The sequence below is a fragment of the Aerococcus urinaeequi genome (assembly GCF_001543205.1).
GTDB lineage: Bacteria > Bacillota > Bacilli > Lactobacillales > Aerococcaceae > Aerococcus > Aerococcus urinaeequi.
Genome location: NZ_CP014162.1, coordinates 1,475,439 through 1,499,013 on the forward strand (window position 1 = coordinate 1,475,439; position 23,575 = coordinate 1,499,013).

Genomic DNA, 23,575 nt, shown 5'->3' on the forward strand with positions numbered 1-23,575 from the left:
GTGCATGCTAAAGATATCTTCCTTTTATATAGAATTATTTGCAATTGATTGTGTTAGTTCTTTGTGTTCAACGACTATGGTCCGTCTTGAATAGGCAGGGGCAATCTTAAAAATGAACATCTGAAACGTAAGATTGCTTTCAACGCTATGTCACAGGTATGATCTGATATCTTGCCTAACTGTTTAATAATGGTCAAAAACGTTTTACGATACATATCTATCTCATAAGATGTGTGTGAATAGAATTTGCAAGCTTAATCAAATTTATCGATAACAAAAAACCGCTATCCTTTTCAGAGGTGGCGGTTTTTTGTTGCTGATAACAGCTTTAATTTATTTGTTTAGTAGGTCTTGGATTGGTGTGTAGTCACGGTTTTGTGATTCGGCTACACCTTCGTGGGTCAGGTGACCTTGGTAGGTGTTGATGCCTGTTAGAATAGTTTCGCTGTTTTTGGCAGCTGCCTCTACACCTTGGTTAATGATTTGGTTGGCAAATTTCATTGTGGCGTTTGTTAAGGCCAATGTTGAGGTACGTGGTACTGCACCCGGGATATTAGCTACTGTGTAGTGGGTTACCCCATGTTTTACATAGACTGGGTCTTGGTGGGTTGTTGGGTGAGAGGTTTCAAAGTTACCACCTTGGTCAACGGCGATATCCACCAATACTGATCCAGCTTTCATGGTCTGAACCATTTCTTCGGATACGAGTACCGGCGCGCGACGACCAGTGACTAATACAGACCCAACGACAACATCCGCGTCTTTGAGGACTTGACGGATATTTTCTTCGTTGGACATTAAGGTAGTAACTTTGCCGTTTAAGATGTCTTCTAGTTGAGCGAGGCGACCAGTATTGACGTCTAAAATCGTTACGCGAGCGCCCATGCCAACAGCTATTTTGGCTGCGTTGTAACCAACGGTACCACCACCAATGACAACGACATGACCGGATGCAACTCCTGGTACACCTGAAAGTAAGATTCCAGAACCGCCGTTTTGTTTTTCCAGATAATGGGCACCAATTTGGATAGCCATTCGTCCAGCAACTTCAGACATAGGTGTTAGTAGGGGCAGGCTGCCGTTTTCCACCATGGTTTCGTATGCGATAGCCGTCACTTTATGGTCTAACAGCGCGTCAGTTAGTTCAAGTTCTGGCGCTAAATGGAAGTAGGCAAACAGAATCAAGCCTTCGTGGAAGTAGTCGTATTCAGACGCTAACGGTTCTTTGACTTTGATAACCATCTCGCTGGCCCAAATTGTAGCTGGTTGATCTTCAATGCGCGCACCAGCTGCAGCATATTCGTCGTCTGTAAAGCCCGCGCCGTCACCAGCACCCGCTTCAACCAATACATCGTGACCATTATTGACCAAAGTTCGTACATTACCAGGCGTTAAACCAACGCGGTCCTCTTGCGCCTTAATCTCTCTTGGTATACCAATCTGCATGTAAACATCCTTCTTTCTATTTAATGTTTGTATCAAAATCATTATACCACGAAAAGAACAATTCCCAAATTCACCTATTATTTGGCTAATAGTCTAGTTAAAGCACGCCAAATCATCATAAACAAGAAAACAATCCCAAAATAACCAGCCACCACATAAACGATATTAACAAGTTGGTCAAAAGGTAGAAATAAGCCGATTGCCGTCGCGATGAAACCTAAAACGGCCGTCGCTAACTTATTACTTATTGTGCCATCAGACGTTACGGATGCTGCCACATTCCACAACATGGACACAACCGTCGAGTAAATCGCCAATAGGATGATCACGATGAAGGCATAGCCAAGCCAAGGATGAAGTTGGTTAGCGATGGTTAAAGTCGGTACTTGTACACCCGCAATCAGTGAGAATGCCCCCATAAAAGCCATGTATAGGATGAAAATTCCCAGGGCATAGATCCCAGATGAGAAAAGAGCTGCTGCCTTCGTTTCTGTCTGGTTATTGGCTTGAATACCAATTTGGGCAATAAAACCAGCGTTTAACATAATGATCAAGCCCACATAGTTTAAAGCGGACACCAACCAATTTCCAGAGGCAGCTTGAATAGTGCCTGAAGCTACGGCATTTTGGACCATAACAGAAGCTTGATCAAGGTCACCGTTATTGGTGAATAAACTGAGTAAACCTAATACAATGGCAAAACCGGCAATCGTCGGGCCAATATTTCCTAAAATCCTGGTGATTTTGTCCATACCCAACATCACGGTTAGGGCGGAAGCGATATACATGAAACCAGATCCTATATATACGGGGACACCAAATTGTTGTTGGATGGTGGCACCTGCGCCAGCAACCATTACGGCATAGGTTAAAAATAGGGTGATTAAGGCGATGTATTTATACAAGCCACCGATCTTATCACCGGCAAATACCTTGAAAACGTCATTTGGACTATCTAGGTTTTCTTTGCTGGCTAAACCTGCTTTAAAGAAGGCATCGCATGAAAAGCCTACTGTTAGGAAGGTGGCGATGACCCCTAAAATACCTGTCCATTCGTGGGCTACAAAGTATTGCATAATTTCCTGACCGGTCGCAAATCCTGAACCGATTAAGGTCGCAGTCATCGCGCCAGCCATCACAAAGACTAGCCCCCAATTGGTCGTACTAGTGTGTTTTTTATTGTCTTTCATAGTCAATCCTTTCAAACCGATTTAGATGTAATTACATCTAACGGCGATGATTTTTCTTTTTTACTAATAAATATCATAACAAAATTTAGGACCGGTGTAGATAAAAAGGCAATGAAGGCAATCATTAGAAGGGACCGAATAACTTTCAAATATGATATAATTAATGGGCGAAAGAAGCCATTTGGTTTCATATACGTGATGAAAACAGTATTTATATAGAAAGAAGCGACATAATGACTAACCATATTGTATTATTTGAACCAGAAATTCCAGCAAATACAGGAAATATTGCCCGTACTTGTGCAGCGACTGATACCCACCTACATTTGATTGAGCCTTTAGGGTTTAAAACAGATGACAAGCATTTAAAACGTGCTGGGTTGGACTATTGGAATGCTGTAGATATTACTTACCATGCGAATCTAGACGCCTTCATGGCATATCTAGGCGACAAGCAATTATATTTAGTAACAAAATTTGCTAACCATGTGTATTCAGATATTGACTACGGTAATAATGATCAAGACCAAGATATCTTCTTGATGTTTGGAAAAGAAACAACAGGATTGCCTGAAGAGTTTATGCGTGCGCATGAAGACAAATGCATTCGTATTCCAATGGATGATACCCATGTTCGTTCATTGAACTTATCGAATTGTGCGGCCTTGGTGATTTATGAAGTACAACGTCAACAATCTTTTAATAAGTTAGAGTTGACCCACCATTATGAAAATGACAAATTAGATTAATCCAACTAAGCGTGGTTAGGACAAACAAATCCTGATAACGCTTTTTTTTGTATCATAAGTTATCAAGAAAATTGGCGGTCTTTGGTTTCATGTCTTCTTTATCATTACCTTAAAATCAGGATGTGATTCAGGGCGTTCAGGCTGGTAACACTGGAAGGAATATGCCGTGGCAAGTTTACTTGCTACAAATATTCCTGAAGTGGAGACCTGCTTGCCCTGTAGAGCTCAACTTGCAGTGGCACCGCTAGGGCGTGATAGGAAATCCCTCACCTCGGGCTAAATGGCACTACTAAATTTTCCACCCCAAGTATCAGTAGTATTTTGATACTTTTCAAAGATATGTACTACTTATAAGGCTTACTATACTTAATTTCCAAAACAAACGTGGAAAAGAATCATCATTTAAACAAGGGTAAATACAGGCAAGTAAATGCATAAATTTCAATATTGATTTTACTGCAAGTTTTACTAATTACGTGTGCCTTGCTTTCCATGTAGAGTCACCGTTGAAATTATGAACCACTCCTAGTATCTCCCTTAGGTAGATTTACTAGCTTCAATAGGCATTATTTTCCCGATAATACTGATAATAGAGCCACTAAAATCCTGCTATAAACCAATTTTCTACCATATGATGCCTACTTCCTATAATCTTAATGATATAATAGATGGATAATAAAGTGATTTCAAAATCTATTTACCAATTTGGGAGGTGCTGATGATGCGGAGGTTTCAATCTCTAGATGAATGGAAGGGTAGTTTACTACGATTTCCAATGGTAGTCGTGTTCGGTTTTATTGCGGCTACACTATCCATGTACGTGGAACGTATGCCTTACGACCAGCCGACGATGATGGCTGAGGTGGGGATTTATGCTAGTACGGTCGGCATGTTGCTGGCGACTGTGGTCCAGGTGGCTTATGAGCGTTTTTTGAAAGATGGCAGTCGGGTTCAGGCGCTTGGCCTTCAAGGTGTGGCCGGCTTTGGGGCAGTCGTTTATTACCTCTTTGCCAGTCGGACGGGGGATTTCTACTCTAGCCACCTGTTTACCCGAACCAATATTGCCATGTTCTTGCTAACTTTATTGATTATTTGGCTACCATCGATTAAGAATGAAGGGCTGGATTTTGCCCAGAGTTTCCGGATTTGGTTTAAGTCTTTCTTCGTGTCGGCGGTTTATACCGGTATCTTAATGATCGGCATTAGCTTGGTCTTGGCTGGTTGGTCCATCCTAATCTCTAATGTTGAGGGTGAATTGTATTGGGATATCTTTTCGGTACTTATATACATTTTCTTCCCTTGGTACATCTTGTCTCAGCAGTCAGTATTCTCCCGACCTTTTGTCGAAGAAGAAGGTAAGATGTCATCTGATGTCAGCAAATTCTTAGATGTCCTTTTAACCAAAATATTTATCCCAATTGTAACGGTGTATACGGTGATTATTTTCATCTATTTCTTCTCGACATTGGGTAATTGGACGGATATTACGATTGAAATTGTGATGGTGTCCTACTTGGTGGTGGGCTGGATGGTTCTCTTCTTAGTAGCAGCGATTGAACGGGCTTTTGTGGTCCGGTTTACTCAGATTTATGCGGTGGCAGTTCTGATTGCCTCGGTATTTCAAATTTACCGGTCAGTCATCTATTCTAATGTATATGGGGTGACCATGAGTCGGTATATGTTGATTCTCTTCTGCTCGATTTCAGCTGTTGGGGCGATTTTATACCTGATGAAAAATGAGTGGTTGCCGCTGGTGCTTGCGGCCGGTTTATTTGTGGCTATGATGCCACCTGTTGATGCGATTTCTGTGTCAGCAGCTAGCCAAGGGGAAATAGTCAATGATATTATTACTGACTATCCTGATTTGATAACGGACGGCCAATTGCAATTAACCCCGGAAAATGTAGACCAGTTGGATGAAACGACGGCCCAGAAAATGAAGCAATCGCTGAGATATTTAGATAAGTACAATGAATTAGGGCGGGTGTCGTCAATACCAGAAGATTTTGATGTCTACCAGGACTTGCGGGCCTTTGACGGGGTTCATACGGACGATGACTATGACTATTCAGATAGTTATTATTTCTCAGCCCACTTAAACTTTGACGAAGGGTCTTCAACTGCCTTTGCAAGTAGTGGTGGCGGTGAATTGGTCTTATTGAATGCTAACGATAGCCCGGTGACTTTCACTGCTTTAGGTAAAAATTTTAACCATGAAATGGTGGACGTGACTAGGTTACAAGTGACCGATAAGGATAGCGGTGAAGCCTTAACCTTTGACCTATCTGGTCTTGAGGATTTAACGGAAGCGGAGAATATTTCTTTAACGATTGACCAAGCGACATTTAGCCAAGAATCTGATTCTTATACGGCTACCTTGGTGGTCCAAGACTTCTCTATCTATTCGTCAAGTGGTGTGGACAGTGACCGGACGGGGTCAGGCTATTTTATCTTGATACTGTCTGAAAAATAAATGTTAATTTGAATGAGGGCAAGTAGCTGGCAATTTTTGTAAAAGAAAATGCTGGTTACTTTTTTTGCTATCTTACTAAATTTATGTTAATAATCGCTTTATCCTATTGTGCTTTGTTTTGCAGCGTGCGAGAATAGGTTAAAATGTCCGGCTGATCGCTTTTTAGGGCAGACATTTTTTGCAATATCCAACCAGAGTCTGAGTGATTGTATGGGATTTCTGGTAAAATAGTAATGAAAAATGGAAAATACTGTAGACAAATAAGATAGGAAGAAAACAATGCGAAATAATTTTGAATCGAATGATCGAGATATGTATTCGGATGATTCAAATCCCACTTTGTGGCAAAAGTTCCGCAGCTTGTGGCAACGATATCGGATTACCCGATGGTTGATTTTGATCATCTTGGCTTTTGGATTTGTCTTGGAATCCTATTTACTAATAGGGGCTAAAACGACTGATGTGAGTGACTTGCCGGCAAAACTGCAAGTGACAACGGAGTTTTATGACCAAGACGGCGAGTATGCTGGTGAAATATCCAATGATGCCGGTACCTATGTTGAATTGGCAGATATATCGACCAATATTCAAGATGCGGTCATTTCAACAGAGGATAAACGATTTTATGACCACCAGGGATTTGATCCTATTGGGATTGCCCGTGCGGCTTTTGGTTATTTAACAAGTGGACAAATTGTCGGAGGTGGGTCAACCATTACCCAGCAATTAGTGAAGAATGCCTTTTTGGACAATGACCAGTCCTTGATGCGTAAGTTAAAAGAGTTATTCTTGGCATTTGAAATCGAGAAGAATTATACAAAAGATGAAATTTTAGAAATGTATTTAAATAATGCCTACTTCGGTAACGGTGCTTATGGAGTAGAGGATGCCAGCTTGAAATACTTTGGGGTGTCAGCATCCGAGGTGACTGTTGATAATGCAGCGGTCATTGCCGGTGCCTTGAAAGGACCAACCCTGTATAACCCAGTGGATGATTATGATGCGACGGTGGAACGCCGTAATACCATTTTACAATTAATGGCCGATAATGAATTCATCACACAAGAGGAAGTCGATGCCGCGATCAATACAGAATTGGTGCAAATGAACAATGACACCTCTAGCGATACCTATGCTTATCCTTATTACTTCGATGCGGTAATCAATGAGGCAATCGATAAATACGGCTTATCTGAAGAAGATATTATGAACGGTAATTACAAGATTTATACCAACTTAAATCAAGCTTACCAAACGGGACTAGAGGCTTCATATGAGAATACATCGCTATTCCCAACGTCGCCATCTGGTGAATTGGCCCAATCAGCGTCCGTTGTGATGGACCCAGCAACTGGTGGGGTAATGGCCTCAGTCGGTGGTACCGGTGACTATTCATTTAGGGGCTTTAACCGGGCGACACAAATTTCAAGAAGCCCAGCCTCAACCATCAAACCATTATTGGTTTATGCCCTAGCCTTGGAAAAGGGCTACACTGCTCAATCTGTCATCCCTGATGAAGAACTGTCATACGGAACAGAAAACTATACGCCACAAAACTGGAACTTTGAATCTGTGGGGGAAATTCTACTATGGGATGCCGTGGCTAAGTCGAAAAATACGTCAGCTGTTTGGTTGATGAATGAACTTGGTGTGAATGCGGCCGTATCCAAATTAGATGACTTTGGGATTCCATATAGTGATGCCGATAAGAACTTGAGTTTAGCTTTAGGTTCATTCACGGATGGCGGGGTATCGCCACTGCAAATGGCCTCTGCCTATTCTGCTTTCGCTAACGGTGGGGTGCGTTCTGAAGGTCAATATATTACCCGAATTGAAGACCAACAAGGGAATGTGGTTGTTGAAGAACAAGAACCGGTTCAAAACCAAGCAGTATCAGAAGAAGTAGCAGACGAGATGACTGCTATTCTAATGTCTGTTTACGATGAAGGTGGTACTGGTTCGACTATGGAACCTGAAGGATACGAGATTGCTGGTAAGACAGGTTCAGCTGAATCTGCAAACTTCTCTTCAGGAAACAAAGATGAATGGGATATTGCCTATACACCAGATGTGGTCATTGCCACATGGTTTGGATTTGATGATACCGATGAAGATACTTACTTATGGTATCAGTCAGAAGGGTCATCTAAATTGGCCTTCTCAGACATCCTAGAGGGTATCTTGAATGCCAGCCCAGGAACTGAACTTACGGTGCAATCAGCTTATGATGAGTACAACCAAATTCAATCTGAAGAAGCTGCAGCATCTGAAGAGTCATCGTCTGAGGAATCAACTTCTGACAGTGAATCAACAGGGGGATCAGTCTTTGATTCTGTACAAGAATTCTTCCAAGGATTATTTGGCGGACAATAGGCCACCCCCCTTTGGCTTTCAATGATTCTGAAAGCATGTTATATTGGAAAATGTAGTTGAAAAGAAGCGGCGCGACATTAAGTCGCCTGACGCTCGATTTGATAACTATTGTTAAATAGCAACTAAGGACGTGACCCAGTTGTCACATACCTAAGAACATTTTTGAGGAGTGAACATTTTGTCAAATATTTACGATACAATTAACCAATTAGAACGCGACATTCGTGAAGAAGCAGCTTATAAAGATTTAGTAGCAGCTGTTGAAGCATTAAAAAATGACCAAGAAGCATTCGATATCTACACTGAATTCCGTGCGTTACAATCAAGCTTCCAATTCAAGGCTCAATTAGGGCAAGAAATTACTGAAGAAGATGAAAAAAATGCTAACGAATTACAAGAGAAATTAGCGAACAACGAAGTAATTTCTAGCTTGATGGATAAAGAGCGTGCTTTAAACACTTTAGTTGAAGACATTAACAAAGGTGTTTCTGGTCCAATCAACGAAGTATACCAATCATTAGCAGAACAAGCAGAAGGACAAACAGAAGCGTAGTTCTAGTTGATTGGCAAAAATTAAATTAAAAGCGAAGCTAGTTTAACAGAGGCTTCAAGCTTAAAAGAGGGCGAGATGATCATCTCGCTCTTTTTTTATGGTTATTTTGCCAAGTTTTAGATTCTTTAAAATCCTTTAAGACGGCGTCATCTTTCACAAGTTTCTGGTCTGTATGTTAAAATAAGAATAAGGCAATTTAACAATTTCTAAGCAAAATGCCAATAAATTTATGAACGGAGTAATCAATATGGTGAGATTTATACACACAGCAGATTTGCATTTGGACCAGACCTTCAAAAATTTACCAATCAAAGACGATTACTTGCAATATGCTTTATCAGAAGCAACTTTAAATTCATTCGACAACTTAATTCAAACAGCGATTAATGAACAAGTAGACTTTTTCTTAATTGCCGGTGATATCTACCATGGGGCGCGTGCTACTTTGCGTGCGCAATTTGCCTTTTCCAACGGGATGCAACGGTTAGCTGACGCGGATATTCCAGTATACATGATTTACGGTAACCACGACTTCGATGCTGACGCTGATCACCGCTTGAAATTACCTAAGAATGTCTATATTTTCGGGGCTGAACCTGAAACGAAATACCTATCAACACCAGCTGGGGAAAGTGTGGCTATCACAGGTTTCTCTTATGACCAGCAATGGATTTCAGAAGACCGTTCAGAGGCCTATCCGAATCGTGACACCTTAGTCGACTACCACATCGGGTTGCTACACGGAGACAATTCATCTACTGATGGGCAAAAGCGGTATGCACCTTTTAACCCAAGTCAATTAGCTAGCCACGGCTATGACTACTGGGCGCTTGGTCACATTCATAAAGGACAAGTGATCTATGAAAATCCTGCTATGGTGTACCCAGGAAACATTCAAGGGGCTAGCTTCAAGGAAGACGGGGCTAAAGGCGCCTTAATCGTTAACTTAGCTAAGGGCGTCCCAGCTGAATTAGAATTTATTGAAACAGCTGAATGGCAATTTCAACATTCAACTCGTGATCTAGGTCCAGTTAACAGTCTAGATACCTTACGTAACAACATTGAAACGGCCTTGCATGAACATATCATGTTCGCAAAAGATGAGGCAGTCAATGTAATTTCTCGCATGACCTTCCTGACAGACGGAAATGAAGAGGCGCTTTACTGGTGGAATACCTATGCGGAAGAGTTATTGGAACAATTACAATGGTCTCTTCGCAATCAAAATGCCAGTCGTGAACAGAAAGTCTACTTGGTTTCACTTGATATTGAGGTGAAAGATCAGGCTGTATGGTCACCTTCACCAGTCTTCAACGAGAGCATGAAACAAGCCTTCAAAAATATTGTCGAAGACACTGACCAATACCAAAAAGTCATTGAAGACCTTGAGAAGAACGGACAATGGCAGCGACTAATTGGTTCTGCAATCGACCCAGACCAATTCAAGGCAGATATTTTGGCCAAGGCGAAAGAGAAAATCATTTTAGAGCAAGCAAGTTATAGCCAGGAACAAAGGAGATTTTAGCCATGCATATTCAACGCTTTGAGATTTTTGGGTATGGAAAATGGGTTGACCAATCCTTCCAGCTAACACCCAATTTAAATATTTTTTCTGGTTTGAATGGGTCAGGAAAAACCACCCTAATGTCATTTCTATTAAGTGTCATGTTTGGTTTCCCAAACACACGCCGTAAAAATGCTAGAAATTATGATACCAATGATAATATCAAATACGGTGGCCGTTTATACCTTACAAATACTAAATACGGGGATGTCATGATTGAACGAACCAAAACAAATGGCAAACAACAACTGACTTACACAATTAACGAAGGGGAGAAACAAGTCACAAACGATGTTTCTTTCTTGTGGAATGATTTAAGTAAGACAGATTACCTTGCCTACTTCGGTTTTTCAGAAGAAGATTTAATGGACTTTGTGTGGGATGATGAAGAAGACTTTGCTAAAAGTTTGATGTCAATTGGGATGTCGGGACGCCAAGTCTTAACCGATATCACTCCTCATATGGCTAAACAGGCTGAAGAAATCTACAAGCCAAACGGTAAGAACCCAGTCTTAAACCAAAAGATCCAAGAGATTGAAACAGCTGAAGGCAGACTAACAAAGGCGCAAGATAAGGAAGCAGCTTACTTTGATTTACGCCAATCCTATGAGCAAGAAGCTAGTCGTTTAAGCCGTCTGCAAACCAGCTTAAAGGACGCAACAAGTGGTGAAATTCAACTGGAATTAGCCAACCAACAGTCTACATCAATGAACGAATATCTACAATTGCATGATGAACTGGAATCATTTGAATTTGTGGACTTTGAACCTGAATTGGCCAATAAATGGTTACAACATGAAAATCAAAGCCAACACATTACCCAACAATTGGCCGAATTAACGGACGAAAATGATGGGCTAGCAGCAGATGATCAAACTGCTGCAGGCAATTCTTCTGGTATGGACTGGATTTTGAACCATCCAAATGTCAGTGAACAAATGGTGGTTGAAGCCCGTGCCTTTAGAGACCGTATGCGTCAGAACGAAGAATTCAGTCAAGAATTGATTGAACGTCGTTATGAGAAGCAACGGTTAATGTCCTTACTTGGTGCTGAAGAAATGGCCGAGTTACCGGATGAATTATCCGCAGATGAAAGATCTTATTGGCAACAACGATACAAAGAATTAGAAAACAAACGCATTTTCTATAACCATAGCCAAAGTGATATGACAAACTTATCTGAAAAGGCTAGCTCTTTGGAAAATGAATACACTCAGTTATCTTATGAACGGGATGAACTTGAGGCTAATGGCCGACAAGATGACCGTTGGATCCGCTTATTTGGTAGTGTCCTTGCAGGAATGGGGATTGTCTTACTCGTTGCTTACTTTGTGACGTCAATGACCTTCCTATTTGGTGCTGGTGTGACAGCGACTATCGCAGGTATTATTATTTTGATTATTGGTATGATGGTACAAAATGCCAAGTTAAAACAATATGAAGATAAACTTGAAGCCTATGATTTAGATTTAGAAGACATTCAATCTGAATTAAACGAAGTCCACCGCAACAAAGAAATTCAAGAAGAACAATTAGTCCATTTATCTGATGAATCAACCGATATTGTGACTGAATTAGATAAATTATTAGCAGAAAAAGGTGGTTCTTCAAATATTTCTTCTCAAGTATGGTTAGAAGATACTTATGTAGATGAAATATTTAACCTAGACCACAAAATCCAACAGTTAGAAATGACCCTTGGTGTCTCTAACTTTGGTAAAGCCCACGAACAACAATGGGCTGAATATGCTAATTCACTAGAAGTTGGGGAAATCAGCGAAGATGCCTACTTCCAACAATTTGAAGATGACTATTTAGCTTTAAGACGTCAACAAGCGGACCAAGACTATGCTTCATATGAAGAACAAAGTCGCGCCAACCGTCGTCAACAATTACAAGCAGAATTATCTGCTATTAAGGCTGACCAAGAGCGAATCCTTGATCAATATAATTACCGGTCTGGTGACGAGTTACTAGCAGCCATTGACCAGCAAAAACAAATGAAACAAAAACAAAATCGTCATGATATCTTAGCTAACCACTTAGACTTAAACTTGGCCATCTACTTACAACAAGACCGTCCAGTCGACCAACAATTAACTGACTTACGTCAAAAGATTGCGGACATGGAAACAGAAATTGCGGACCTAACTCGGTCAACTGCTGACAAACGTAGCCAAATCCAGGAGATTGCTAGCGAGGGTATGGCACCAGATTTATTGCAAGCTTATCAAGCACAAGTGGATGAAGCTTATCAAATGTCTGTTGAATGGGCAGCCAACAAGTTGGCCATTGCGACCTTTGAAAAGGCCACTGTTGGGGAATCGTCAGATGTCAAAGAACGTGTTTTAACAAACGCATCGCGGTTCTTGGTTGATTTATCGGATAGCCGTTTGACCAATTTAGCCTTTAGTGAAGAGGGGATGACGGTTCGTCTAGCGGATGATTCTGAAGTGTCTGTAAACCAATTGTCTCGCGGTGAGAAAGCCTTATTATTCGTAGCTATGCGGTTCGCCTTTATGGATGCACAGCTTGGTAACATTGAATTACCGATCATTATTGATGAAGCCTTCTCACATTTAGACCGTAAATACCGGTCAAACATTTACCGCTTCTTACAAAAATTCGCGGCATCGCACCAAATTATTTTCTTCACGGTTGATGACACCTTGTTAGACCTTGTAGAAGCGCCAGCGCAACACGTACTCTAGACGTGTGCGATAGAAAGGATACACATGGACAACTTACAACTTTTTGATGTGGCTTTAGACCAAAATTTCGATATCTTTGTATTGATTAAAGTTGCCGAAGTACGGGAAGACCGTAACGGTAAAAAGTACATCTCATTCACATTCCAAGACCGGTCTGGCTCAATCGAGGGCAAGTTTTGGGGAGCAACTGACGAAGATATTGAACAATATACTTCTGGCCAAGTAGTTGCCTTAGCGGGTAAACGAGAACTTTATAACGGGAAACCACAAGTTCGTATTAATGGTCTTCGCCTAGCCACTGACGGGGAACCCAATGATCCCTCTGACTATGTTGAACGTGGGCCAATGACCAGAACGGAAATGGTGAACGAAGTATTGGCTGCAGTGGAAGGTTTTGAAAATACCACCATTGACGCCATCGTTCGTTACTTATTACGTGAAGTGTCATGGGATTTCTTTACCTACCCAGCAGCGAAGAAGAACCACCACGCCTATGTAGGTGGTTTAGGCTTTCATACCATTTCAATGCTTCGCTTAGCCCAAGCCGTTGTCAGCCAATACGATAACATCAACAAAGACTTATTGTATGCTGGTGTGATTATTCATGATATCGGCAAAACAGTTGAATTCACTGATCCGATGTCTACTGAATATACTGTTGAGGGGAATCTTATTGGACATATCTCAATTGTCGAAGAGATGATAACTCTTGCCGTTGATAAATTAGGGTTCGACCAGTACAGCGAAGACGTTGTCTTGTTGAAACATATGGTATTAGCCCACCACGGTAAACAAGAATGGGGTAGCCCAGTGTCACCGCATTTATTAGAAGCTGAAATCCTACATCATTTAGACAACTTAGATGCTTCTATTCAAATGATGACAACTGCATTGGACCATACAGAACCTGGCGAATTTTCAGCCCGCATTTTCGGTATGGACAACCGGGCTTTCTATAAACCTAAAGGGCAAGTTGCTAGCGAAAAAAATCAAAATCAAGAGACAGAAAACGAGGAAATTACCCTAGATTTCCAAGGGTCAAATGATGACCTACCATTTTTTGAATAAAGCATTATAATAAGAGAACCAAGTCTTTACCTGCAAGCAATCAGGTAAAGACTTGGTTTCTTTTTTTGCATAAATTTCCTGTAAATTTCGAATTTACGCAAACAATATCCCAATTCTACAGAAATTAACATGGGCGTGATATTCTGTACTACTGCGAAGAAAATGTACTTTATGATGCCTTGATTGAGTTAGGCGATGAAGTGGCGCCAGTAGCCAAGTTACATGGAGCGACTACGGGTAAATAGTGACGATTGGGGATATCCAAGTTTTTTCCAATAGTCAGACCACGAGATTAAAGGTATTGCGAGCATTTTTATCCAAACGCCTGAAGCCAAATTTGTCCATACGGGCGACTTTCGTTTGACGGGCTACCATCCTGAAAAAGTCGATCAGTGAGAACGGGCTATCAATCAATTTGAACCAGCTTATGCTAAGGTCTACCATGCCTTTTACCCGGATGCGGATTTTCTGATATTGTTCGAGGATATGTCAAATGATGTGGGTTCTAGTCTGGAAAATAAACTGGACTATATCAACCTAAAAACACTGAAAAAAGACCCAGAATTGTATCTTTTACAAAATGCTTTTGAAAATATGTCAATCTTGGCAGCCTTAAAACCAGCGATTTATCTGCATACAAGAGGAGAACCAATTGGAGAATATATGCCAGCTTATAGCCAAAGGATTGCTTATTTAGAAAGTATAGACATCTCCTACGTGTCATTTAGGGTCAGTGGTCACGCTAGCCAGATGAATTTACTGTATATAGTCAATCAAATTCGAACCAACAATATCATTCTTTGGCATACATTCAAACCGGATTACTATGGTAAACTAATAGCAAATTTAGGGTTGCAAGTTGTATATCCAAAATATAAGAAAAGCTATATAGTTTAAGGGGGGATCCTCATCAAACAGGTGACAATTTTTCAAACGAGTGATATTCACGGGTATATCTATCCTACAAGTTACTTGACTAGAGAAGAAAACCAGCCATTTGGCCTGTTAAAGGTCAATGAAAACTACTTACGAGAGAAAGGTCGCTTGGCCGATAAAAGTAGTTTGCTGATTTCTACAGGAGATATAATTCAAGGATCGCCACTAACCCATTACCTACAAAAGCACCGCCATTCAGCGGCAGCCATTGTAGAAAATATGAATCGGATGGGTTACGACATAGCGGTGCCGGGAAACCATGAATTCAATTACGGGCAAGAATACCTGTTGAATTCATATCAAAACGCACAATTTCCCATTCTATGCGCCAATATTTTAGACGACACTGACCAACCATTTTTCGGTAAACCCTATAAAATATTTGAACGCAATGGGATTAAGATTGCCGTTTTGGGGCTAACCACTCAATACATTCCCAACTGGGAGCATCCTGCCCATATCACTGGCCTGCAGTTTAGGTCAGCTGTTGAAACAGCCAAGGAATACGTGCCCATGTTAAGCAGTATGGCTGACGTAGTCGTTGTCGCTTACCACGGAGGCTTTGAGTGTGAACTAGACACCCTTGAACCAGTAGAACAAGGCGCCGGGGAAAATGAGGGCTACGCTTTAACCCATGAAGTGCCAGGGATTGATGTCTTATTAACTGGCCACCAACATAATGAAATTGCCCGCGTCGTGAACGGTGTGGCAGTTGTCATGCCAGGAGACAAAGGCCGCCATCTTGGTAAAGTTACATTAGACTTAAACAAATACGATGGCGATGAGCACTGGACCTTAGTAGATGCAGTGCCTGAATTAATAAGCACGACCGTGGACACACCAATTCGAAAAGAAGCCGCCGCAAGATTAGCGGACCTACAAGCAGAAATTGAAAACTGGTTGGACCAACCGGTAGGGACCATTCAAGGGGACATGAAGATTGACAGTGTGGATATGGCTCGCATCCATGATCATCCATACGTCGAATTTGTCCACCGGGTACAGAACTATTACGGGCAAACAGAAATCTCGGCGGCAGCCTTATTTAATAATGATGCCAAGGGATTTCCAAACGCAGTAACCGTCCGTGACGTACTCAATAATTACCCATTCCCTAACACCTTAGCAGTGGTTAAAATCACCGGAGCAGAATTGAAAGCAGCTATCGAGCATTCAGCGGAATTTTTCATTTTGAATGAAGACCAAGAAATCGTCATGTCTAAAGATTGGCAATATCCCAAACCAAAACCCTATAATTATGACATGTATGAAGGAATTGACTACATCATTGATGTATCAAAACCAATTGGTCAACGGGTAACCAAATTAAACTACCACGACCAACCATTGGATTTAGAAGCTGAATTCGAAGTGACCCTCAACCAGTATCGAGCTATAGGCGGTGGCGACTATCACATGTTTGATTCATCAAAAATTGTCCGTGAAGTCAATATGGAGATGAACCAATTAATCTCTCACTACCTTGAAACACATCAAGAAATCAAAGCCACTTGTAACAACAATTTCCAAGTGGTGAACGGCAATAATTGGCCAGAATAGTAACAACGGGATACCTCGTTTAAGGGGTATTCCGTTTTTTTATGTCAGCTTAAAGTATGCGAATAAAACCTAAATATGATATAGAGGATTAATGAGTTTAGACTTATTCGACGCAGTTTACACGGCAGCAACACGTACAGAAAGCAGTTCCTTATTGATATCAACGATGAAGTAGCAGATTTAGGCAAAAAAGGGCAACCGACAGTCACGTTGAATTCTTCACGGCAGACAGTTGTCTACTTCAAAATAGTTTGCAAATATCATTACATAAAATTCTGCCGAAGGCTGATGAATAGATAAAAGAATTAGTCATCAAAAAAGCCCATCCGAAACCGGATGGACTTTCCATTTAGGTATGTCTATTAGCTTATTCAGCTGAAGATGATGCTTCGCTTGAAGTTGATTCTTCGTTAGAAGATTCAGTTGAAGAAGACTCTGTTGATGATTCCTCTGTGCTAGATTCTTCTGAAGTAGATTCTTCTGAAGTAGATTCTTCGCTTGATGCTGCAGATTCGCTAGCAGCTGATTCACTTGCTGCGGCAGCTGACTCAGCTTCAGCATCTAATGATTCTTGTTCTTCTTCAGTGATGATCACGTCATCTAGCGCAGTCTTCAAGTCATCGTCTTTAATGTCGATGTTGTGAGCTGTCATGATGTCAGAAACGATACCAGCAACTAAAGTAGAATCAGTTAATTTTTCAGCAATAATAGATTCTTTCAGTTGTTCAGTTTCGTCTTCTAGGGAACCTTTTTCAGGTTTTTCGTCCATCTTGATAATGTGGTAACCGAAGTCAGTTTCAACTGGTGTAGTTGTGTACTCGCCTTCAGCTAGTTCTTGTGCTGCTGCGAAGAATGTTTCATCTAAACCAGAATCAGCATTAACTTCACCTAATGAACCACCTTTTTCAGCAGATGCTGTATCTGTTGAGTTTTCAGTTGCTAATTCAGCAAAGTCCGCACCATCATCTAATTGAGCAATTAAGTCATTAGCAGTTTTTTCATCATCCACTAAGATATGTGAAACAGTGAATGAAGGTGTGTAATCATCGTAGGCTGTTTGAATTTCTTCGTCAGTCACTTCGATGTATTTAGATACAGATTCACTCATTAATTTGTAGTAGTAAACTTGGTGTTCGTAGTCTTCACGGTTTGAGAAACCAGAAGATGCCAATACAGTATTGAATTCGTCTTCTCCGCCATAAGCAGCGATTAGCGTTTCAACTTCAGTTGTTGCTTCTTCTTTTAATTCTTTAGCTCGGTCATCACCGACTTCGTTTACGAATACTTCTTCCATAATTAATTCTTGCAATACGGTGTTACCGTATGTTGATTTTAATTCGGCTTGTAGTTCTTCGTTGGTTACTTCAACACCATCACCAGTTGCAACGGCGCTTGAACCATCACTTGAGCCAGTTGAGCATGCTGCTAGGGCAACAGTACTTAATAAGGCAATTGAAGTAAGTTTGAATTTCTTACTAATCATCATTTTCTCGATTCACTCCTGTCAAATCTTCATAATACAAGTCTTAATATAGCATACCAAAAATGCTATACACAATGATTCAGAAGATTAATCAAGAAATCTTCATATTTAAAACATCATTAAAAATCAGTGTTTTTCTCGTTAGCACGGATATCCGCTGCTGATAAGTCATTTTGTAGTTTTGCCATTTGTTTTTGAATTTCTGAAATTTGTGGGACTGCTGATTGGTTGAAATCATTAATTGCTAGTGTGATTTCGTCGCGGGCAACTTTTGCAGAAGATAAGCCTTGTTGAGCTAAATCTGTAACTGCATTTTGTGCTTGAGCGATTGAGCCAGTTAGGTCATTGGCTGCAAAAGTGACATCGTCTAAATAGTTTTTCAAACGTTCTCTATTTTCAGTACCTGAGTGTGGTGTTTTTAACAGGGCGTAGCCTGCACCAGCAATGGCACCAAATAGAATACCAGTAATAAATTTTTTCATATTATCCCTCGATTTGTTGGTTGATTGTGTTGGTAATGTTCTTCAAGTCTTCATCAGAGTATGTGCCTTCTTGGGCTGGTTCCCATTTCAAACCAAAGCCGTCACTTTCCCCGTTGTATCTAGGGATTAAATGGACGTGTGAATGGAAAACAGATTGGTAGGCCATCTCGCCGTTGTTGTTTAAAATGTTTAAACCTTGCATATCTGAGAAGGCATCTTTTAATGCGTTGGCAACTAATGGGATGCGTTTGAAGACTGCGCCAGCGTCATTTGATGAGTAGCCGAAAATGTCTTGAATGTGTTTTTTAGGTACCAGTAAGGTATGGCCTTTTGTGACTTGGCTCATATCTAGGAAGGCTATCACCACTTCGTCTTCGTAGACTTTGTTTGTGGGGATTTCACCGTTTGCAATTTTACAGAAGATACAATTATCCATGAATAGTCCTCGCTTTCAATATTGGGTTAACTTTGGCCGTGTTAATTCATCGCATTTACTTGAAAATAATGTTAAATTAAAGCCTATAATTGTATTAATTTTAACATAAATGATGGGAAGGGAACAATTTCAGTGCTATGCTAGATTGGAAATGATTTCTTTATCATTAAACTTAAATGCTAGATTAAATCTAGATCAATAAAAGGATGAACAAAATGACATTAACAGTTAAAGGACTTACAGGGGGCTATTCTAGTCAACCTGTACTAAAAGATATTAATTTTGAAATTGCATCAGGTGAAATCGTTGGCCTGATTGGGTTAAATGGTGCGGGTAAATCGACTACCATTAAACATATTATTGGCCTGATGCGGGCAATGAAGGGTGAGATTGCTATTGATGGCCATCAGTTAACCGATGATACCAATGCATACCGTCAATCCTTTACTTATATTCCTGAAATGCCGGTACTATATGAAGCCTTAACTTTGAAGGAACATATTGAATTAACGGGTATGGCCTACGGTTTAGGGAAGGAAGAGGCACTAAGAAATGCCCAACCTTTACTAGAAACCTTTCGTTTAGATAAACGGTTAGATTGGCTGCCGATTCATTTTTCAAAAGGAATGAAGCAAAAGGTGATGATTGTCTGTGCCTTCCTAGTGGAGACGTCTTTATATGTAGTGGATGAACCGTTTCTTGGTTTGGACCCACTGGCTATCCATGATTTTATCGATACATTGAAAGCCAAACGTGATGCGGGTGCGTCGGTATTGATGACCACTCATGTCTTAGCGACAGCTGAACAGTATTGTGACCGATTCTTATTCTTGGCGGAAGGTGAGTTAGTGGCGGCAGGTACTTTAGATGAAATCCGAGTGCAATATCAACTGCCAGGAGCTACTTTAGATGACCTATATCTACACTTAGCGAAGGGGGCAGATGACCATGCGTCTGCTTGATACTTACCAGAAACGTCGGCAAGAAGGGCAAGATTTATTTCTGAAGAATGCTAAATATATTTTTAATGACCATGCCGTAATCGTCCTCTTCTTCCTATTTGGCGCATTGGCTTACCAGTATTCCAACTGGCTATCAGGCTTGTCACAAGGATTGGTCGGGGTTTGGGTCCACGTAATTTGGGCGGTTCTGATGACGGTTGGGGTATTTATTACCAGTGTGGCTTCACATATTGTGGCAGCAGACTTGGTCTTTCTCTTACCTATGGAGTCGAAATTTACGGACTGGTTCCGGTCAGCCTTGAACCATTCATTACTGTTACCGAGTGCTATGATTATCCTGTTGATTGCTGCTTCTTACCCACTGCTGATGGCTATGGTGGGCTATTCGATTTTTGAATTGATTGTCTTGGCCGTGATTTTGATTTGCTTTAAGACCGCCCACTTAAATACTATTTTGGAAAGCTGGCGTTATACCAGCGACCGGGTGATTAAAATTCACAAGGCAATCTTGTATCTAGCAGTTTTTATCACGCTATTATTGGCTTCCTTTGTGACACCATATCTCTGTTTAGGCGTTGCACTGCTGTATTTAATCGCCATTCATTTTACCGGGATTCGTCCTTTTTCAGATGGGAAAAAGGGTTGGCACTGGGATAAGATTGTCGCAGTGGAACAAGACCGTCAGCAACAAATAAAGCGCGGACTGGCCTTGTTTGTAAATATGCCACAAGATGCCGTTTCAAGTAAACGACGCAAGTATTTGGACGGCTTTATTAAAGGGATCAACCGTGGGGACAATCCTTACGCTTACTTATACAGTCGGGCCTTTTGGCGGGCGAGTGATTATTTCCCACTTTGGGGCCGGATGACTTTAGTAGGGATTTTGTATTTGGTCTTTGTAACCAATAGTCACTGGTTGAACTTAGTGGTGATTTTATTGATTCAATACTTCAGCCATTTCCAAATTTTACCTATGGCTAAGAAAATCAACCAACATGTCTTATTGCAAGTCTACCCAATGGATCAAAGTTCACAGGTGACTGGCTTTAAACAGATGATGGCTCAACCAATTTGTACGCAAATTGTATTATTTGCTGTAACGAGTTTGCTTACCCACGACTGGATTTTTGCCGGTGCAGTGTTACTTTCTACCATTATATTAGGCTTATTCTTTCTTTATCTCTATTTACCGCGTTTTATCCGCAAGAAAGAAAAAAAGGTTAGAATACGCTAAGTCTGTTGACTAAGTCCTGTTTTCCAACTAAAATAACTAGTACTCAAGAAAAAAGGAGTAAGCATCTCAAGGGGGAGTCGCTGCTCACTTTTTTCATTTATACAGTAAGTTGATACTACTTGGGCAAAAGAGAGGGGGAATGGTTTTGGAATACAAATTTGATCGCGAGTGGATTCTCGAACCCATTGGAGGGGATACGGGTCAAGCCTATGTTGGCTATAATGACGCCAACGATGAACGTGTATTTTTAAAACGTAATTCTTCACCCTTGTTAACCATCTTGTCGATGGAAGGCTTTGCGCCCAAGTTGAAATGGACCAAGCGTGAGTCTAGCGGGGACATAATGACAGCCCAAGATTGGGTGTCTGGTAATGTCTTGTCCCATTTTGAAGTGGCTCAATTGCCGGTAGTCAAATTGATGTACCGCTACCACCATTCGGATAATTTATATAACATGCTGGTTAAAATCGACGGCGAGGTTTACGAGCCAGACCGCTTTTTACAGGATTATGAAAGTGATTTGGCAAAAGAATTACGTCACCACCAGTTACTAGCCGAGGTGACTGCTTGTCTATGGGACACTCTTCATTTGGTTGATGGGGTCCGCAAAACGGTGTGTCACGGGGACTTGAACCGCCGGAACTTTATCCGAGCTGAGGACAATCAGTTATATCTAGTGGACTGGGAAATGGTGAAAATCGCTGATCCTATTCTAGATATCAGCCAATTGTTGGTGCAATATGTTGATTTTAAAAATTGGGATGCCTGGTTTGATTTATATGGCTTGCACATTACATACGATATTTACCAACGTATTGAATGGTATTCGATGTTGAATCTCTTGAATATGATCAAAAAAGACTTCAGAGAAAATCGGATGATTGCCATGAACCATAAAATCTTAAAATTAAAACATATCTACAACAACCGTTACTTACATCAAGTAGGGGAAATGTAAGGAAGGTGTGACAAAAGTCGTTAAAACTCGACGCTTCTATCGCATTTAGGAGAGTAAACGCTAAAGCGTAAACTCTCTCATAAGTTGGACCAAAATCGGGTTCGCCCTTCCAGAAAGGACTGCTTTTCAGATTAGATTGCAAAGTTTCCTTTCTTGGCGTCGGCTCTTACACCTTCAAAAGCCGAACAATTACTGCGAGTAATTGGCGCATTTTGGGTAGTGTCGGAAGAACTTGACTTATGAAGCCCAATATAAGACCGTTATTGGCCAAAAAAAGGGGGATGTGAACTTCATGTCACGTCTCTTTTTTCTTGGAACGACATCATTTATAAAACAAATCATTAGGAGGATATTATGCGCGTAAGAAATAAACCGTGGGCAAAGGACGCCATGGCAGAACATAGAGAGTATGTCATTTTAGAACCGGAAACGATGCAGGGGAAATGGCAATCTGAATTTAAAAACGACCATCCTGTTCATTTAGAAGTGGGAACTGGTAAGGGGCAATTCATTATTGAGATGGCCCGCCGTAATCCAGACGTGAACTTTATTGGTCTTGAATTACAAGATTCAGTATTAGTGATGGCGATGGAGAAAGCTTTGGAAGGTGAAGTGTTACCTAATTTACGCTTTATTTTAGGGAATGCCCTTGAACTATCTACTTATTTTGAAGAGGGTGAAGTGGCCAAGTTATTCTTAAACTTCTCTGATCCATGGCCAAAAGCGCGTCATGCGAAACGTCGTTTGACTTTTAAAACCTTCTTGGACCAATATAAACATGTCTTACAAACAGAAGGTTACCTGCAATTCAAAACGGATAACCAAGGATTATTTGAATATTCACTGACTTCAATGTCACAGTATGGCATGGATTTCTTAGAAATTTCGTTGAACTTGCATGAGTCGGATATTGAAGGCAATGTCCAAACAGAGTACGAAGAAAAATTCTCAGCCCGTGGCTTTAGAATTAACTATATGTTGGCTAAATTTAAATAGAAAAAATGAGGGACTGTGACTTCAATTGTCATAGTCCCTCAATTATTCTTACAGCTTATAAAAATCTAGAAAGTTGCCGGTACTTGGGTCTGCCATAAATTCGTATTGAACTAATTCGTTGTCTTCTGTACGAGAGATTCCGCCGTAGAAGACTTCTTGTTTTTGGCCAAAGCGTTCTGCTTGAATGGGTTGTAATTCAATCCAAGAACCTTCGATGGTACCTGGGTCGGTGAATAGGGCTTTGGCTTTTTGAAGGACGTCATTGCCGTCTACTTTTTTAGAATGGTCGGCTACTAATGCGCCCACAACGCCACCGATAACTAGTCCGCATCCAAATAGGAAACCTGCTAGTAGGACGTCATCACGTTTTGTTGGTTGTTGGTTGTATTGATTAGACATAT

Annotated in this window: 19 protein-coding genes; 13 read left to right on the forward strand and 6 right to left on the reverse strand. The window is 40.9% G+C overall.

Annotated elements, in window-relative coordinates; genetic code table 11:
* Nucleotides 1-333 precede the first annotated feature (333 nt).
* Together ald and AWM74_RS06795 are read right to left on the reverse strand one after the other, a co-directional pair.
* A complete protein-coding gene (gene ald, locus AWM74_RS06790; protein WP_026465475.1) occupies nt 334-1,446 on the reverse strand; it encodes an alanine dehydrogenase in 1,113 nt (370 codons plus the stop codon).
* Nucleotides 1,447-1,523: 77 nt separating this feature from the next.
* A complete protein-coding gene (locus tag AWM74_RS06795) occupies nt 1,524-2,636 on the reverse strand; it encodes a YkvI family membrane protein (RefSeq protein ID WP_026465474.1) in 1,113 nt (370 codons plus the stop codon).
* Between the two features lie 233 nt (nt 2,637-2,869).
* On the opposite strand from AWM74_RS06795, the gene trmL reads away from it, so the two are divergent.
* From trmL to AWM74_RS06845, 9 genes are all read left to right on the forward strand, one after another.
* Nucleotides 2,870-3,385 (forward strand): tRNA (uridine(34)/cytosine(34)/5-carboxymethylaminomethyluridine(34)-2'-O)-methyltransferase TrmL, encoded by a 516-nt coding sequence (gene trmL, locus AWM74_RS06805; protein ID WP_016897767.1) that lies wholly within the window; start codon nt 2,870-2,872, stop codon nt 3,383-3,385.
* Nucleotides 3,386-4,103: 718 nt separating this feature from the next.
* On the forward strand, nt 4,104-5,858 hold the full coding sequence (locus AWM74_RS06810; RefSeq protein WP_034257983.1) for a DUF4153 domain-containing protein: 1,755 nt from the start codon (nt 4,104-4,106) through the stop codon (nt 5,856-5,858).
* Between the two features lie 279 nt (nt 5,859-6,137).
* Nucleotides 6,138-8,231 carry a transglycosylase domain-containing protein gene (locus AWM74_RS06815; RefSeq protein ID WP_026465471.1) on the forward strand — a complete coding sequence of 698 codons (2,094 nt, stop codon included), beginning with the start codon at nt 6,138-6,140 and terminating at the stop codon, nt 8,229-8,231.
* A gap of 169 nt (nt 8,232-8,400) precedes the next feature.
* On the forward strand, nt 8,401-8,784 hold the full coding sequence (locus tag AWM74_RS06820; RefSeq protein ID WP_026465470.1) for a YlbF family regulator: 384 nt from the start codon (nt 8,401-8,403) through the stop codon (nt 8,782-8,784).
* A gap of 247 nt (nt 8,785-9,031) precedes the next feature.
* Entirely contained in the window at nt 9,032-10,309 is a 1,278-nt protein-coding gene (locus AWM74_RS06825) for a metallophosphoesterase family protein (RefSeq protein WP_034257981.1), read from the forward strand.
* A 2-nt stretch (nt 10,310-10,311) separates the two neighbouring features.
* Entirely contained in the window at nt 10,312-13,059 is a 2,748-nt protein-coding gene (locus AWM74_RS06830) for an ATP-binding protein (protein WP_026465468.1), read from the forward strand.
* Nucleotides 13,060-13,083: 24 nt separating this feature from the next.
* Complete coding sequence (locus AWM74_RS06835; protein WP_026465467.1) at nt 13,084-14,127, forward strand: 3'-5' exoribonuclease YhaM family protein; 1,044 nt, start codon at nt 13,084-13,086, stop codon at nt 14,125-14,127.
* Between the two features lie 486 nt (nt 14,128-14,613).
* Complete coding sequence (locus AWM74_RS06840) at nt 14,614-15,024, forward strand: hypothetical protein (RefSeq protein ID WP_034257996.1); 411 nt, start codon at nt 14,614-14,616, stop codon at nt 15,022-15,024.
* A 21-nt stretch (nt 15,025-15,045) separates the two neighbouring features.
* Entirely contained in the window at nt 15,046-16,623 is a 1,578-nt protein-coding gene (locus AWM74_RS06845; RefSeq protein WP_026465465.1) for a bifunctional metallophosphatase/5'-nucleotidase, read from the forward strand.
* A 367-nt stretch (nt 16,624-16,990) separates the two neighbouring features.
* Here AWM74_RS06845 and AWM74_RS06850 read toward each other — a convergent pair whose 3' ends face one another.
* The 3 genes from AWM74_RS06850 to AWM74_RS06860 form a co-directional block, all read right to left on the reverse strand.
* Nucleotides 16,991-18,109 (reverse strand): peptidylprolyl isomerase, encoded by a 1,119-nt coding sequence (locus AWM74_RS06850; RefSeq protein WP_026465464.1) that lies wholly within the window; start codon nt 18,107-18,109, stop codon nt 16,991-16,993.
* Nucleotides 18,110-18,225: 116 nt separating this feature from the next.
* Entirely contained in the window at nt 18,226-18,588 is a 363-nt protein-coding gene (locus AWM74_RS06855; RefSeq protein WP_026465463.1) for a YtxH domain-containing protein, read from the reverse strand.
* 1 nt (nt 18,589) lies between these two features.
* Nucleotides 18,590-19,024, reverse strand: a complete 435-nt coding sequence (locus tag AWM74_RS06860) for an HIT family protein (protein WP_026465462.1) — start codon at nt 19,022-19,024, stop codon at nt 18,590-18,592.
* 215 nt (nt 19,025-19,239) lie between these two features.
* Here AWM74_RS06860 and AWM74_RS06865 point away from each other — a divergent pair, with 215 nt between their 5' ends.
* The 4 genes from AWM74_RS06865 (at nt 19,240) to trmB (ending at nt 23,174) form a co-directional block, all read left to right on the forward strand.
* Entirely contained in the window at nt 19,240-19,986 is a 747-nt protein-coding gene (locus AWM74_RS06865; RefSeq protein WP_026465461.1) for an ABC transporter ATP-binding protein, read from the forward strand.
* Complete coding sequence (locus tag AWM74_RS06870; RefSeq protein ID WP_026465460.1) at nt 19,973-21,220, forward strand: ABC transporter permease; 1,248 nt, start codon at nt 19,973-19,975, stop codon at nt 21,218-21,220. The genes AWM74_RS06865 and AWM74_RS06870 overlap by 14 nt, the downstream gene beginning before the upstream one ends.
* Before the next feature lie 139 nt (nt 21,221-21,359).
* The gene (locus AWM74_RS06875) at nt 21,360-22,178 is read left to right on the forward strand and encodes a phosphotransferase family protein (RefSeq protein ID WP_050857392.1); all 819 of its coding nucleotides are present in this window, start codon (nt 21,360-21,362) and stop codon (nt 22,176-22,178) included.
* Between the two features lie 354 nt (nt 22,179-22,532).
* Nucleotides 22,533-23,174 (forward strand): tRNA (guanosine(46)-N7)-methyltransferase TrmB, encoded by a 642-nt coding sequence (trmB, locus tag AWM74_RS06880; protein WP_026465459.1) that lies wholly within the window; start codon nt 22,533-22,535, stop codon nt 23,172-23,174.
* A 48-nt stretch (nt 23,175-23,222) separates the two neighbouring features.
* On the opposite strand, the gene AWM74_RS06885 is transcribed toward trmB, so the two are convergent.
* The gene (locus AWM74_RS06885) at nt 23,223-23,573 is read right to left on the reverse strand and encodes a hypothetical protein (RefSeq protein ID WP_016897751.1); all 351 of its coding nucleotides are present in this window, start codon (nt 23,571-23,573) and stop codon (nt 23,223-23,225) included.
* Between the last annotated feature and the right edge of the window lie 2 nt (nt 23,574-23,575).